Genomic DNA, 13,340 nt, shown 5'->3' on the forward strand with positions numbered 1-13,340 from the left:
TTCGGGCCGGACATGGAATCCTTGCCGTTACTCGGCCGCCTCGGACGTCGGCGCCGGTCCCACCTTGGAATTGTGCAGGTCGACGTTGAGGCCGAGCGAGCGCATTTCCTTGACCAGCACGTTGAACGATTCCGGAATACCGGCCTCGAACGTGTCGTCGCCGCGCACGATCGCCTCGTACACCTTGGTACGGCCGGCGACGTCGTCCGACTTCACGGTCAGCATTTCCTGCAGCGTGTAGGCCGCGCCGTAGGCTTCCAGCGCCCACACCTCCATTTCGCCGAAACGCTGGCCGCCGAACTGCGCCTTGCCGCCCAGCGGCTGCTGGGTGACGAGCGAGTACGGACCGATCGAACGCGCGTGGATCTTGTCGTCGACCAGATGGTGCAGCTTGAGCATGTAGATGTAGCCCACCGTCACCTTGCGATCGAAGGCGTCGCCGGTGCGGCCGTCATAGACGGTCGACTGGCCGGAGGCGTCGAAGCCCGCGAGCTTCAGCATCTCCTCGATGTCGGCTTCCTTGGCGCCGTCGAACACCGGCGTAGCAATCGGCACGCCGTGGCTCAGGTTCTTGCCAAGCTCCATCAGCTCGTTGTCGTTCAGCGTCTTGATGGTCTCGTCGTCGCCATAGATCTTCTTCAGGGTCTCGCGCAGCGGCTTGAGATCCTGCTTCTGATAGTAGGCGTCGATGGTCTGGCCGATGCGCTTGCCGAGGCCCGCGCAGGCCCAGCCGAGATGCGTCTCCAGAATCTGGCCGACGTTCATGCGCGAGGGCACGCCGAGCGGATTGAGCACGATGTCCGCATGCGTGCCGTCCTCGAGGAACGGCATGTCCTCGATCGGAACGATCTTGGACACCACACCCTTGTTGCCGTGACGGCCGGCCATCTTGTCGCCGGGCTGGATCTTGCGCTTCACCGCGACGAAGACCTTGACCATCTTCATCACGCCGGGCGGCAATTCGTCGCCACGCTGCAGCTTTTCGACCTTGTCGAGGAAGCGCTGTTCAAGGCCCTTCTTCGATTCGTCGTACTGCTTCCGCATCGCCTCGATTTCGCTCATCAGCTTGTCGTTCGGCGAGGCAAACATCCACCACTGCGACTTCGGATACTCCTCGAGCACCGCGCGCGTGATCTTGGTGTCCTTCTTGAAGCCCTTGGGACCCGCGATGCCCTGGCGGTTTTCCAGCAGCTCCGCGAGGCGGCCGTAGACGTTGCGGTCCAGAATCGCCTGTTCGTCGTCGCGGTCCTTGGCCAGACGCTCGATCTCTTCCCGCTCGATCGCCAGCGCACGTTCGTCCTTGTCGACGCCGTGACGGTTGAACACGCGCACTTCCACGATCGTGCCCTGCACGCCAGGCGGCACGCGGAGCGAGGTATCGCGGACGTCGGAAGCCTTTTCGCCGAAGATGGCGCGCAGGAGCTTTTCTTCCGGCGTCATCGGGCTTTCGCCCTTCGGCGTGATCTTGCCGACCAGGATGTCGCCGGCGCGGACTTCGGCGCCGATATAGACGATGCCGGCTTCGTCGAGGTTCTTCAGCGCTTCTTCCGAGACGTTCGGAATGTCGCGGGTGATTTCCTCAGGTCCGAGCTTGGTGTCGCGGGCCATCACCTCGAACTCCTCGATGTGGATCGAGGTGAAGACGTCGTCCTTCACGATTCTTTCCGAGAGCAGGATCGAGTCTTCGAAGTTGTAGCCGTTCCACGGCATGAACGCGACCAGCACGTTGCGGCCGAGCGCGAGCTCGCCGAGATCGGTCGAGGGACCGTCGGCGATGATGTCACCCTTCCTGACGATGTCGCCGACCTTCACCAGCGGACGCTGGTTGATGCAGGTCGACTGGTTGGAGCGCTGGTACTTCATCAGCCGGTAGATATCGACGCCCGACTTGGTGGGATCGAGATCTTCGGTGGCGCGGATCACGACGCGGGTGGCGTCGATCTGGTCGATCACGCCGGAACGGCGGGCGGCGATCGCAGCACCGGAGTCGCGGGCCACCACGCCTTCCATGCCGGTACCGACGAACGGCGCCTCGGCGCGAACCAGCGGCACTGCCTGGCGCTGCATGTTCGAGCCCATCAGCGCGCGGTTGGCGTCGTCGTTCTCGAGGAACGGGATCAGCGCCGCGGCCACCGAAACGAGTTGCTTCGGCGACACGTCCATATAGTCGACCTTGTCGGGCGTGATGGGGAGCACTTCGCCGGCGTGACGGCAGACGATCAGGTCTTCGGTGAAACGGCCCTTGGCGTCGAGCGGCACGTTGGCCTGCGCCACGCGATAGCGGCCTTCCTCCATCGCCGACAGATACACGACCTCGTCGGTGACGCGGCCGTCCTTCACCTTGCGATAGGGCGTTTCGACGAAGCCGTACTTGTTGACGCGCGCAAACGTCGCCAGCGAGTTGATCAGGCCGATGTTCGGACCTTCCGGCGTTTCGATCGGGCAGATGCGGCCGTAATGCGTCGGATGCACGTCGCGCACCTCGAAGCCGGCGCGCTCGCGGGTCAGACCGCCCGGGCCAAGCGCCGAGAGACGGCGCTTGTGGGTGATCTCCGACAGCGGGTTGGTCTGGTCCATGAACTGCGACAGCTGCGAGGAGCCGAAGAACTCGCGCACCGCGGCAGCCGCCGGCTTGGCGTTGATCAGGTCCTGCGGCATCACGGTGTCGATGTCGACACTGGACATGCGCTCCTTGATCGCGCGCTCCATGCGCAGCAGGCCGATGCGGTACTGGTTCTCCATCAGTTCGCCGACCGAACGCACACGGCGGTTGCCGAGATGGTCGATGTCGTCGATCTCGCCCTTGCCGTCGCGCAAATCGACCAGCGTCTTGATAACGGCCAGGATGTCTTCCTTGCGCAGCGTGCGATGGGTGTCGGGCGCGTCGAGTTCGAGGCGCATGTTCATCTTGACGCGGCCGACCGCGGACAGGTCGTAGCGCTCACTGTCGAAGAACAGCGACTGGAACATGGTCTGGGCCGAGTCGATGGTCGGCGGCTCGCCCGGACGCATCACGCGGTAGATGTCGAACAGCGCGTCTTCACGCGTCATGTTCTTGTCGGCATGCAGCGTGTTGCGGATGTAGGCACCGACATTGACGTGGTCGATGTCGAGCAGCGGCAGCTCCTTGTAGCCCTGCTCGTTGAGCGCCTTCAGCGACTTCTCGGTGAGCTCCTCGCCGGCCTCGGCGTAGATTTCACCGGTCTTCGGATTGACGAGATCCTCGGCGAGATAATTGCCGACCAGCTCTTCGTCCGACAGACGCAGTGCCTTGAGGCCCTTTTCCTGCAGCTGGCGCGCCGCGCGCACGGTCAGCTTCTTGCCGGCCTCGAGCACGACCTTGCCGGTATCGGCGTCGATCAGATCGTTGATGGTCGAATAGCCGCGGAAACGGGCGGCATCGAACGGCACGCGCCAGCCTTCCTTGGCGCGCTTGAAATTGATCTTCTTGTAGAAGGTGGACAGGATCGTCTCGCCGTCGAGACCGAGCGCGTACATCAGCGAGGTCACGGGAATCTTGCGGCGGCGGTCGATACGCGCGAACACGATGTCCTTGGCGTCGAACTCGATGTCGAGCCAGGAACCGCGATACGGAATCACGCGCGCGGCAAACAGTAGCTTGCCGGACGAATGGGTCTTGCCCTTGTCGTGGTCGAAGAACACGCCGGGCGAACGGTGCATCTGGGAGACGATGACGCGCTCGGTGCCGTTGACGACGAAGGTGCCGTTCATGGTCATGAGCGGGATATCGCCCATGTAGACGTCCTGCTCCTTGATGTCCTTCACCGACTTGGCGCCGGTTTCCTCATCGATATCGAACACGATCAGGCGCAGCGTCACCTTGAGCGGCGCAGCATAGGTCATGCCGCGCTGGCGGCACTCGTCGACGTCGTATTTCGGCGGCTCGAATTCGTAGCGGACGAATTCCAGCATCGAGGTGCCCGAGAAATCCGAGATCGGGAACACCGAGCGGAACACCGCCTGCAGGCCCTCGTCCAGCCGGCCGCCCTGGGGTTCGTCAACCATCAGGAACTGGTCATAGGACGCCTTCTGAACCTCGATGAGGTTCGGCATCTCGGCAACTTCCTTGATGTGTCCGAAGAACTTGCGAACGCGTTTGCGACCGGTGAATGTCTGCTGCGCCATTGTGGCCTCTCATTTTCGTCGCCCTTGTGGGCGAACCTTCCGAAGCGCGACTGCCGTCGCCCCCGGGTTGAATTTCGAATCGCTCAAAAGGAACAAAGCTCAATTTCAGGAATTAAGTCCTGAATCCGCACTTTAGACCTTCAAAACGCAAAACGACGCGCGGGGCGCATGACTGCACCCGCCCGTCTCAACTTGCCGCTTCACGGACTGAAAAAGCCCGAAATCTGACTGTCTCCCAACGGCTTACGCCGGGAACCCTGCCGTTCCCACCGCCTACCGCGTTTTCCTGCTGCCGCTCCGATATGGGGCGGAATCGTGGAGATTCGAGGGGCTAACCCCGCGAATCCCCACACTTTTCTGTGTAGTACGCTTACTTCAATTCGACCTTCGCGCCAGCCTTTTCGAGCTGGGCCTTGATCTTGTCGGCCTCTTCCTTGTTCACGCCTTCCTTGACCGGCTTGGGCGCGCCTTCGACGAGGTCCTTGGCTTCCTTGAGGCCCAGGCCGGTGATGGCGCGGACTTCCTTGATGACTTCGATCTTCTTGTCGCCGGCGGCAGCGAGAACGACCGTGAACTCGGTCTTCTCTTCAGCCGGAGCGGCAGCAGCGGCAGCCGGACCGGCGACCGCAACGGCGGCAGCAGCGGACACGCCCCACTTTTCTTCGAGGAGCTTGGCGAGCTCGGCAGCTTCGAGCACGGTCAGGCTCGAGAGGTCGTCGACGATTTTCTGTAGGTCAGCCATTGATCAGTTTCCTTAAACGTTTGGTTCGAACCAGGTTTGATTTGCGAAGGGTCAGGCCGCTTCGCTCTTTGAGGCATAGGCCTGGACGACGCGCGCGAGCTTGGCCGCGGGCGCAGTCGAGAGCTGAGCGATCTTGGTCGCCGGCGCCACCAGGAGGCCGACAAGCTTTCCGCGCAGTTCATCGAGTGACGGCAGCGAGGCAAGCGCCTTCACACCGTTCACATCCAGGACGGTTTTACCCATGGAGCCGCCGAGAATGACGAACTGCTCGTTCGCCTTGGCGAATTCCATGGCAACCTTCGGCGCCGCTACCGGATCTTTTGAAGTCGCGATCACGGTCGGTCCCTTCAGCAGGGAACCGATGGCAACGACGTCCGTGCCTTCAAGAGCAATTTTGGCGAGACGGTTCTTCGAGACCTTCACCGACGCGCCCGCCTGCTTCATCTGCATGCGCAGCTTCTGCATCTGGGCCACGGTGAGGCCGGAATAGTGGGCGACGACTGCGACACTGGTGGTCTTGAAGACCTCGTTCAGCGCCTCAACCGCGTCCTTTTTTGCCGCTCTTTCCACAGCAAGCTCTCTCCGGTTGGCGGCCTTCGCTTAAGAGCGAGACCGCCGGGTTACACCCATCGTCCCACCCAAAACCTGACCTCTAGACACCAGTCTCAAGGACACGCCGGGCAGGACGACATTGATACGCCTGCCCTCCCGAACCAGATGGCGCGGGGTGTCGAGGTTCGAACCAAATCAGCCATGGCGCCGCGCGAGGCAGCGTTGAAGCGAAATCCGGTCTTCACCCGTCTATGCAGGCTGTAAGATTAAGCCGTTGGAGAAATTTGTATTTCCATGCAAATTTCGACTCGGGCGCCTGCAGTCTCGGACAGGATCGAGGCCATCCGGCAAGCCGAAAGACCCCTGCCGCAATCCACCGAAGCGATGAGTTTTCCTTCCTTTCGAGCAATCCATGCGGATGTCCTGAAAGGAATGATCTCCTACCGTATCGGATTTTCGGAATGCGAGCACGGACGTGCCAGCAACCGCCAGCACGCCCGGAAGCCGCTGTTTACCGAGTCTCGTCCGACTTGCCAAGAGCAAAATTCAGACCAGATCGCGAACCGCTTTGGCCGCGAATTTGGGCCCGAAATGGCCCGGAAATTTTCTTTGGCCAGTTCCGTCACACCCGGGCCGCCTCGCTCGTCTTGGCCACAGGAGGTTCCCATGCGGCGTCTGATAGCAGCCATTCTCGCGATACCCACCCTCTTCAACGGGCTCGCGATGCTCATTGCCGGTCCCCTCTGGTACGAAACCGTTCCGGGGCTATCCGAAACCGGTCCATTTAACCCGCATTTCGTCCAGGACATCGGCGTGGCGTTCCTCGTGGCCGGCCTCGCGCTCGCCGCGCGGGCATGGCGCCCCCGATACTGGCCGGCTGCCGTTGCCGGTGCCGGCTTCCTGGCCGCGCACGCTCTGATCCACCTCGTGATGATTGCAGGCGGCCACGACCATCACGCCGCGTTCGACCTCGTGGCCGTCGTCCTGCCGTCGGCAGCCGCCCTCTATTCCGCCTTCCCCAGCCAAGGAGAAAATCATGCGTAGTTGGATCGCGCGCCGCACGCTGCGCGCATTTGCCAAGCGTTACGGGTACGACGTCAGCTATCTCCAGATGATGCTGGACCAATCCCCCGCCGCCTTCTTCAAGTTCGCGCCCGTCATGAAGGCGGCCGCCCATCGCGAGGCGGTCCCGATCGACGCCAGTTTCGCAGCCAAGATCGTCGGCGCATTGGCCGAGGATTGCGGCCCCTGCACGCAACTGGTCGTCGACATGGCGCTGGAAGCCGGCATGGCGAAGGACCAGATCGAAGCCGTTCTTCGTCGCGATGCGCGCGCGATGAACGACACGACCCGTCTCGCGTTCAAATTTGCGGATGCCGTAGCGCGCCGTTCCACCGACGACGAGGAATTTCGCGACGCCGTCCGCGCCCAATGGGGCGAGAAAGGCGTTATCGATTTGACGCTGGCGTTACAACTGGGCCGCATGTTCCCGATGGTGAAGGCGGGACTCGGCTATGCCAAGGAGTGTCGCCGCGTCACGGTGGATGGACATAATGTCGATGTCGTCAAACAGGCCGCATGACAACGACCCGCTGGCGCCCCATCGCGGGCGCCTGCTCGGGCTCGCCTATCGCATGCTCGGAAGCCGCAGCGACGCGGAAGACGTGGTGCAGGACGCCTATCTCCGCTTTGCCGGCGCGCAGGACGTGCACAACGCGGAAGCCTTTCTCGTCACCGTCGTGACCCGGCTTTGTCTCGATCGCCTGAAGAGCGCAAGAGCGCAGCGGGAAGTCTATGTCGGGCCGTGGCTCCCGGAGCCGGTGTGCGACGCGGAGGGCCTGTCTGCCGATGCCGCCACCGAACTCGCCGACGATCTCTCCTTCGCGCTGCTGCTGGCGCTGGACCGGCTGTCGCCGCTGGAACGCGCGGCCTTCCTGCTTCACGACGTCTTCGACACGCCATTCCCCGAAATCGCCGCCATGCTCGACCGCACCGAGGCATCCTGCCGGCAACTGGCCTCGCGGGCCCGCCGCGCGGTGCGCGACAACCGCCCGGCGCCTGCGAAGGCGCCGGGCAATCACGCCCGCCTGCTGCAGGCTTTCGGCGAAGCGGTGGCCAGCGGCAATGTCGCGCGCCTCGCCGAACTTTTGCGCGCAGATGCGGTGGCGCTCACCGACGGCGGTGGACGCAAGACCGCGGCACGCAATCCGATCATCGGCGCGGAAAAAATCGCGCGCTTCTTCATCGGCATTGCCGCCAAGAACGCCGGTCACGACATCCGCATCGAGCCTGCGGTCATCAACGGCGCCGTCGGCGCCCTGCTCTATCTCGACGGCGAGCTCGATCACACCATGAGCATGGCGATCGACGGCGAAAAGATCGCCGCGATCTATATCGTCCGAAATCCGGACAAGTTGCGTCATCTCCCTGCTGCCGGGATGCACTGCTGCCGTCAGCCGAGCGGCACCTCGTGAGGCAGCGGCTTGCCGGCGAAGAACGCGTCGAGATTGGCCAGCACGCAGTCCTGCATCGCCACATGCGACTCCAGCGTATGGCCGCCGATATGCGGCGAGAGCACGACGTTGGGCAGCGCCGTCAGCGCATCCGGCGCATGCGGCTCCTTTGCGTACACGTCAAGGCCCGCGCCGGCGATGGTCTGGTCGGTCAGCGCCGCGACCAGCGCCTGCTGGTCGATGACAGAGCCGCGCGAGATGTTGACGACGTAACCGTCCTTGCCGAGCTTCTTCAGGATACTGGCATCGACGGCGTGATTGGTATCCGCGCCCGCCCGCACTGCGATCATCAGGACGCTGCACCATTCGGCCAGCGCATCGAGCGTCGGAAAATACCGATAGGGAACATCGTGCCTGCTGCGGCTGAAATAGCCGACTTCGGTCTCGAACGCGGCGACGCGCGCCGCAATCTTGCGGCCGATCTCGCCCATGCCGTAGACGCCGATTTTGCGGCCGAGCATCCCGGCTTGCGGGCGCATCATCGGCGACGGTTTTGCAGCCGCCCAGCTCCCGCCCCGCACATAGTCGTCCGCCACGAGCAGTCGCCGCGTGGCCGCCAGCATCAAGGTGACCGCGATGTCGGCGACCGACGCCGCGTTCGCCCCCGGGCTGTGACCGACCGCGATGTTGCGTTTCGCCGCCGCCGCCAGATCGACGCCGTCATAGCCGGTGCCGTAGCAGACGATGGCGCCCAATTTCGGCATCATGTCCATCGCGTCGCCGCGAAGCGGCGTGCCGCCCGCGGTGATCATCGCGCGAATGTCGGCGAGCTGTTCGGCGGAAAACATTTCATCGGGCGGCTTGCCCGCAGCGTTCAGGAGCTCAAACCGTTCGCCGAAACGCTCCATCTGGGCCTTTGGAAAACGCGAATAGATCAGGACCTTCTCGGGCATTGTTTTTCCTTCTTGGCAAGTCCGGCGCTGCGACGATTACGCAAATGCCACATCAAACGCAAAGGGCGGAATCGGTCACCCGATTCCGCCCTTCTTATTCACGTTGGCCGCAAGGGCTTAGCCGAGCAGCGTGCCCGGCTCTACCTTGACGCCCGGGCCCATGGTGGAGGAGACCGCCACGCGCTGGATGTAGGTGCCCTTGGCGCCAGCGGGCTTTGCTTTCGACACCGCATCCGCAAGCGCCTTCACGTTCTGCACCAGCTTTTCCTCGGAGAACGAGGCCTTGCCGACGCCAGCCTGCACGATGCCGGCCTTCTCGACGCGGAATTCGACCGAGCCGCCCTTGGCGCCCTTCACGGCGGTAGCGACGTCCATCGTCACGGTGCCGATCTTCGGGTTCGGCATCATGCCGCGCGGACCGAGCACCTTACCGAGGCGGCCGACCAGCGGCATCATGTCGGGGGTGGCGATACAACGATCGAAATCGATGTTGCCGCCCTGCACCTTCTCGACCAGATCTTCGGCGCCGACGACGTCAGCGCCTGCCGCCTTGGCTTCTTCCGCCTTGGCGCCACGGGCGAACACGCCGACGCGCAGCGTGCGGCCGGTGCCGTTCGGCAGGTTGACGACGCCGCGAACCATCTGGTCGGCGTGACGCGGGTCGACGCCGAGATTGATCGCGATCTCGATCGTCTCGTCGAACTTCGACTTGGCGCGTTCCTTGACCATCTTGATGGCATCCGCGAGCGGATAGAGCTTCTCGCGGTCAACACCCTCGCGGGCCTTCTTCAAACGTTTTCCGATTGCCATGGCCCGTTACCCCGCAACTTCCAGACCCATCGAACGGGCGGAGCCCTCGACCATCTTCATGGCCGACTCGATGGAATCACAATTGAGATCCTTCATCTTCTTCTCGGCGATCTCGCGCACCTGCGCTTTGGTCACCTGGCCGGCCTTGTCGCGGCCCGGAGCTTTCGAACCGGACTGGATCTTGGCAGCCTGCTTGAGGAAGTGGGACATCGGCGGCGTCTTCATCTCGAAGGTGAAGGAACGGTCCGCATAGATGGTGATGATCACCGGGATCGGGGTGTTCTTTTCTTCCTTCTGCGTCTGGGCGTTGAACGCTTTGCAGAATTCCATGATGTTGAGACCGCGCTGACCAAGCGCGGGACCGATCGGGGGCGAAGGATTCGCAGCACCCGCCGGCACCTGCAATTTCAGGTATCCGGTCACTTTCTTTGCCATGTATCGCTCCTGTTGTGCCGGCCGGGGCCGGCTGTTTCAGGGTCCGTGGTTCGGTTGAAGAGCGGCTGGCGACCGCCCTCTCCCTCCCACGGCCTCAATCAACGCGAGACAGAGCCTCGCGCCTTTCCGGTCAAACCTTCTCGACCTGACCGAATTCCAGTTCGACGGGCGTGGCGCGGCCGAAGATCGACACCGCGACCTTCACGCGCGAGCGCGCCTCGTCAATTTCTTCAACCACGCCGGAGAACGACGCGAACGGGCCATCGGCCACGCGGACGTTCTCGCCGATTTCGAACGACACCGACGCCTTCGGACGTTCGACGCCTTCCTGCACCTGGTGCAGGATCCGCATCGCCTCGGATTCGGAGATCGGCATCGGCTTGTTTTCGGCGCCGAGGAAGCCGGTGACCTTGGGTGTGTTCTTGATCAGGTGAAACGCCTCGTCGGTCAGTTTCATCTTCACCAGCACGTAGCCCGGGAAGAACTTGCGTTCGGCGTCGATCTTGCGACCGCGGCGCACCTCGGTGACCTTTTCGGTCGGCACCAGCACCTGTTCGAACAGATCCTCCAGCCCGCGCTGCTTCGCCTGTTCGCGGATCGATTCCGCGACCTTCTTCTCGAAATTCGAATAGGCGTGAACGATATACCAGCGCTTGTCCATCGTAAGGGTTCCGGTGCTCATCAGTGGACGCCCAGCAGGAAGGTGACGACGTAGCGGATGATCAAATCCGACATGAAGAAAAAGATGGACGCCAGCGCAACCATCACGAACACCATGATCGTGGTGATCGTCGTCTCGCGGCGCGTCGGCCAGGTGACCTTGGCGGTCTCCGAGCGCACTTCCTGCAGGAATTTGAACGGGCTGAAAGCCATCGTTGGTTACCGCGTCCTTCGTGAGACGATTGTGATTTAAGCGAAATCCGAACAGCCCTCTAGCGCCCAGCCCTCTCTCGAAGGATGAGCCGCACAGCGGGCTCGATTGTTCGGGGGAATTCAAAGCCGCGCCGGATATCCGCATTAACGGGCCAGCAGCAGGTGGCGGGTATCTACTGCCAGTCGGGCAAAAGGTCAAGGTACGGGGTGCCGCGGGGCTTCAAATGGCCCCTTTCGGGGGACCGACGAAAAAGACCACGAACCATTGGTTAATCCCCGGGTACAACCTTCCCTCAAATGCCCACAAGCCCGCGATCTGGATTTTAAAAGCTCCCTTCTATCCTGTGCGCTCCATAGGGGAGCAAGACGACCATGGCTCTGTTAGGCCAAGACCAGGAAAGACCCTCGGGCGAGACGGCATGGACCGTTCTCGACGCGGCGAACGACCTCGGCGACATCACCACGATCGATGCGTGCCGACGGGTAATCGACGCCGATCTGCGGGGCGAGCCTCCCGCCCGATCGGACGTGGCGGTCCTTACCGCATTCTTCAGCTAGCTTCGGGCCGGCGGCAGAAAATCTCGTCAACCCACTGATCGATCAATGAATTTTCCCAGATGAGCTACTGCCGTAGCTTCTCCTGGCCCGCGTCGAGGGCATCCCGGCCGGCCTGTCGAACCCGGTCAGCATATTCGGCACCGGCGTCAGCGAACTCGGCTTTGAGCGTATCGGACGCCTCGCGGACGCTTTGCGACACCGCCCCGGCACGCTCCTTCAGGTCTGCCTTCAGGCCGTCGCTCAAGTCGCCGACCCACTCGTCTTCGAGGCTGGACTTAGCCAACGCACCGGCCACCGTCGCGCCGATCGCAAGGCCTACGGCGCCGAGCACCAGCGGTTGCCTTTCGAGGAGGTCGGAAAGCGAGGACTGCGCCTGCTTCAGAGTTTCCTTCCTCGGCAAGACCCGGCCCATCCGGTCGAACATTTCCCGGGCGCCGGCCATGCCTTCGTCGAACCGCTCGCTCATCGTTTCCGCCGCGCCTGACATCGCATCGGAAGCGGCCGTTCTGGCGTCACGGACGGTCTCATTGATGCCGCGGGAGGCTTCGTCCTGCATTCGGGAGGCGCGGTTCCGCATGGAACCGTAAGTGTCGTCCCAACTAGAGGCCGCGGACCTTTGTGCGCGGGCGCCAAGATCGGCGAGCGGCGCGGCCGCTGACGTGACCGAACCGGCGGCGTTCTTCAGCTTGTCGCTGCCGATAAGCAGCCACAGCGCGCCACCTCCGATCAGGGCTGCGGCGAGCGGGTTTTCCCGGGCAGCGGCGGTCAAAACATCTATGAAACTACCTTGTGAAACGTTCATCGCACCATTCCCTTCACGGTGTCCTTGTCCTTTTCAAGCTGACGCAACGTTTCACGCGGCGCCAGATGGCGTGCGTCGAGCCGGCTCATGCCCACCGCAAACAAGATGGCTGCGAGCACCGCGGCAACAATCGCCGAGATCAGATAAGCGACCGGCTGCGACCATCCGCCGGCGATCAAAGCGGCGGATAACGCAAACAGCGCCATGACGATCGCGGGAATGACCAGGACAGCGCCGGCCGCAATGAGGCCGACGGCGCCACCGATTTGCTGAACCTTCTCGCCGAGTTCGGCTTTGGCAAGATCAACCTCGTTCTGGAACAGTTTTGCGAATTGCGACAGCGCATCGCCGAGGAGATGCGAGATCGTCCGAAGATCGGTTTTGGTGCTCATGACGCCTCACCTTTGTAGGATCCCGAGCTGTAGGACGACGGGTTGTAGGATGACGGGCTGTAAGAGGATGGCGCGTCCGATGATGGCGAACCTTGGCCCGAAGAGCTCTGGCTTCCCGATGCCTTCAGGAAGCGGACAGCGGCGAAACCAGCGAGCACCGACAGTCCGAGAAATGCCGCAGGCTGCCGCCTTGCAAAGTCCGTCGCGCCATCAACGAGATCGCGGAAGCTTCCGTTGCGGATTTTGTCCGCGGCATCGTCGACATATTCGGCCGCCGAATTGATGCCGCGCGCTGCGAACGGCACGTCGTTTTCGAATGCACGTGCCGCATCCCTGATATTGCCGGCGAAGCGGCCGACGAAATCGGCGCCCGAGCGCTGTTGTTCACGCGCCTGATCCTGGAAACGATCCGCAGCTCCAGCTGCAGCCTCCTTGGCGGCATCGGCCGCCTCCTTGAATGTCTCGCGTGCAGTGTCCGTCGATGCCCTCAGTACATCGCCGGCGCGCTGCTTGATCTCAGCGCCGGCGTCCGCCACTTGATCCTTCAGGTCCTGGGACGAGCCGGTATTCTGGTTCTGGGAAAAATTGGTATTACGGGTATTGAGGTCGAAATCGCTCATGGCG

The 13,340-nt window shown here is 62.7% G+C and carries 15 protein-coding genes; 4 read left to right on the top strand and 11 right to left on the bottom strand.

Annotated elements, in window-relative coordinates:
* Positions 1-27 precede the first annotated feature (27 nt).
* From rpoB to rplJ, 3 genes are all read right to left on the bottom strand, one after another.
* Positions 28-4,146: a DNA-directed RNA polymerase subunit beta gene (gene rpoB / locus JQ624_RS21280; protein WP_212420856.1), complete on the bottom strand. Its 4,119-nt coding sequence runs from the start codon at positions 4,144-4,146 to the stop codon at positions 28-30.
* Positions 4,147-4,516: 370 nt separating this feature from the next.
* The gene (gene rplL / locus JQ624_RS21285; protein WP_212420857.1) at positions 4,517-4,888 is read right to left on the bottom strand and encodes a 50S ribosomal protein L7/L12; all 372 of its coding nucleotides are present in this window, start codon (positions 4,886-4,888) and stop codon (positions 4,517-4,519) included.
* A gap of 51 nt (positions 4,889-4,939) precedes the next feature.
* Entirely contained in the window at positions 4,940-5,458 is a 519-nt protein-coding gene (gene rplJ / locus JQ624_RS21290) for a 50S ribosomal protein L10 (protein ID WP_212420858.1), read from the bottom strand.
* A gap of 648 nt (positions 5,459-6,106) precedes the next feature.
* On the opposite strand from rplJ, the gene JQ624_RS21295 reads away from it, so the two are divergent.
* Genes JQ624_RS21295 through JQ624_RS21305 form a run of 3 tightly spaced genes read left to right on the top strand, consistent with a single transcriptional unit; the run spans position 6,107 to position 7,914 of the window.
* Positions 6,107-6,484, top strand: a complete 378-nt coding sequence (locus JQ624_RS21295) for a hypothetical protein (protein WP_212420859.1) — start codon at positions 6,107-6,109, stop codon at positions 6,482-6,484.
* The gene (locus JQ624_RS21300) at positions 6,477-7,022 is read left to right on the top strand and encodes a hypothetical protein (RefSeq protein WP_212420860.1); all 546 of its coding nucleotides are present in this window, start codon (positions 6,477-6,479) and stop codon (positions 7,020-7,022) included. Before JQ624_RS21295 ends, JQ624_RS21300 begins: the two co-directional genes overlap by 8 nt.
* A complete protein-coding gene (locus JQ624_RS21305) occupies positions 6,994-7,914 on the top strand; it encodes a sigma-70 family RNA polymerase sigma factor (RefSeq protein ID WP_312014459.1) in 921 nt (306 codons plus the stop codon). The genes JQ624_RS21300 and JQ624_RS21305 overlap by 29 nt, the downstream gene beginning before the upstream one ends.
* Here JQ624_RS21305 and JQ624_RS21310 read toward each other — a convergent pair.
* The 5 genes from JQ624_RS21310 to secE all read right to left on the bottom strand — a co-directional run bounded on the left by JQ624_RS21310 (position 7,893) and on the right by secE (position 10,964).
* Positions 7,893-8,846 carry a 2-hydroxyacid dehydrogenase gene (locus JQ624_RS21310; protein ID WP_212420861.1) on the bottom strand — a complete coding sequence of 318 codons (954 nt, stop codon included), beginning with the start codon at positions 8,844-8,846 and terminating at the stop codon, positions 7,893-7,895. The two genes, JQ624_RS21305 and JQ624_RS21310, sit on opposite strands and share 22 nt — an antisense overlap.
* Before the next feature lie 117 nt (positions 8,847-8,963).
* Entirely contained in the window at positions 8,964-9,656 is a 693-nt protein-coding gene (gene rplA / locus JQ624_RS21315; protein WP_025588712.1) for a 50S ribosomal protein L1, read from the bottom strand.
* Positions 9,657-9,662: 6 nt separating this feature from the next.
* A complete protein-coding gene (rplK, locus tag JQ624_RS21320) occupies positions 9,663-10,091 on the bottom strand; it encodes a 50S ribosomal protein L11 (protein ID WP_108518044.1) in 429 nt (142 codons plus the stop codon).
* A gap of 130 nt (positions 10,092-10,221) precedes the next feature.
* Positions 10,222-10,752, bottom strand: coding sequence for a transcription termination/antitermination protein NusG (nusG, locus tag JQ624_RS21325; RefSeq protein WP_025588716.1), 531 nt, complete (start codon positions 10,750-10,752; stop codon positions 10,222-10,224).
* A gap of 20 nt (positions 10,753-10,772) precedes the next feature.
* Positions 10,773-10,964, bottom strand: a complete 192-nt coding sequence (secE, locus tag JQ624_RS21330; RefSeq protein ID WP_025588718.1) for a preprotein translocase subunit SecE — start codon at positions 10,962-10,964, stop codon at positions 10,773-10,775.
* A 372-nt stretch (positions 10,965-11,336) separates the two neighbouring features.
* Here secE and JQ624_RS21335 point away from each other — a divergent pair, with 372 nt between their 5' ends.
* Positions 11,337-11,522, top strand: a complete 186-nt coding sequence (locus JQ624_RS21335) for a hypothetical protein (RefSeq protein ID WP_212420862.1) — start codon at positions 11,337-11,339, stop codon at positions 11,520-11,522.
* Between the two features lie 64 nt (positions 11,523-11,586).
* Here the strand turns inward: JQ624_RS21335 and JQ624_RS21340 are convergent, their stop codons facing one another.
* Genes JQ624_RS21340 through JQ624_RS21350 form a run of 3 tightly spaced genes read right to left on the bottom strand, consistent with a single transcriptional unit; the run spans position 11,587 to position 13,336 of the window.
* Positions 11,587-12,324 carry a hypothetical protein gene (locus tag JQ624_RS21340; protein ID WP_212420863.1) on the bottom strand — a complete coding sequence of 246 codons (738 nt, stop codon included), beginning with the start codon at positions 12,322-12,324 and terminating at the stop codon, positions 11,587-11,589.
* Entirely contained in the window at positions 12,321-12,716 is a 396-nt protein-coding gene (locus JQ624_RS21345; RefSeq protein ID WP_212420864.1) for a phage holin family protein, read from the bottom strand. The genes JQ624_RS21340 and JQ624_RS21345 overlap by 4 nt, the downstream gene beginning before the upstream one ends.
* A complete protein-coding gene (locus JQ624_RS21350; RefSeq protein WP_212420865.1) occupies positions 12,713-13,336 on the bottom strand; it encodes a hypothetical protein in 624 nt (207 codons plus the stop codon). Before JQ624_RS21350 ends, JQ624_RS21345 begins: the two co-directional genes overlap by 4 nt.
* Positions 13,337-13,340 lie beyond the last annotated feature (4 nt).

This window comes from Bradyrhizobium sp. AUGA SZCCT0283 (assembly GCF_018130385.1).
GTDB lineage: Bacteria > Pseudomonadota > Alphaproteobacteria > Rhizobiales > Xanthobacteraceae > Bradyrhizobium.

What these genes read in the sequence shown, in the direction of transcription:
- JQ624_RS21345 (WP_212420864.1), bottom strand. Translation starts at nt 12,716, where the DNA reads ATGAGCACCAAAACCGATCTTCGGACGATCTCGCATCTCCTCGGCGAT.
- rpoB (WP_212420856.1), bottom strand. Translation starts at nt 4,146, where the DNA reads ATGGCGCAGCAGACATTCACCGGTCGCAAACGCGTTCGCAAGTTCTTC.
- rplK (WP_108518044.1), bottom strand. Translation starts at nt 10,091, where the DNA reads ATGGCAAAGAAAGTGACCGGATACCTGAAATTGCAGGTGCCGGCGGGT.
- rplA (WP_025588712.1), bottom strand. Translation starts at nt 9,656, where the DNA reads ATGGCAATCGGAAAACGTTTGAAGAAGGCCCGCGAGGGTGTTGACCGC.
- JQ624_RS21310 (WP_212420861.1), bottom strand. Translation starts at nt 8,846, where the DNA reads ATGCCCGAGAAGGTCCTGATCTATTCGCGTTTTCCAAAGGCCCAGATG.
- rplL (WP_212420857.1), bottom strand. Translation starts at nt 4,888, where the DNA reads ATGGCTGACCTACAGAAAATCGTCGACGACCTCTCGAGCCTGACCGTG.
- JQ624_RS21305 (WP_312014459.1), top strand. Translation starts at nt 6,994, where the DNA reads ATGTCGATGTCGTCAAACAGGCCGCATGACAACGACCCGCTGGCGCCC.
- JQ624_RS21350 (WP_212420865.1), bottom strand. Translation starts at nt 13,336, where the DNA reads ATGAGCGATTTCGACCTCAATACCCGTAATACCAATTTTTCCCAGAAC.
- JQ624_RS21340 (WP_212420863.1), bottom strand. Translation starts at nt 12,324, where the DNA reads ATGAACGTTTCACAAGGTAGTTTCATAGATGTTTTGACCGCCGCTGCC.
- JQ624_RS21335 (WP_212420862.1), top strand. Translation starts at nt 11,337, where the DNA reads ATGGCTCTGTTAGGCCAAGACCAGGAAAGACCCTCGGGCGAGACGGCA.
- JQ624_RS21300 (WP_212420860.1), top strand. Translation starts at nt 6,477, where the DNA reads ATGCGTAGTTGGATCGCGCGCCGCACGCTGCGCGCATTTGCCAAGCGT.
- secE (WP_025588718.1), bottom strand. Translation starts at nt 10,964, where the DNA reads ATGGCTTTCAGCCCGTTCAAATTCCTGCAGGAAGTGCGCTCGGAGACC.
- nusG (WP_025588716.1), bottom strand. Translation starts at nt 10,752, where the DNA reads ATGGACAAGCGCTGGTATATCGTTCACGCCTATTCGAATTTCGAGAAG.
- JQ624_RS21295 (WP_212420859.1), top strand. Translation starts at nt 6,107, where the DNA reads ATGCGGCGTCTGATAGCAGCCATTCTCGCGATACCCACCCTCTTCAAC.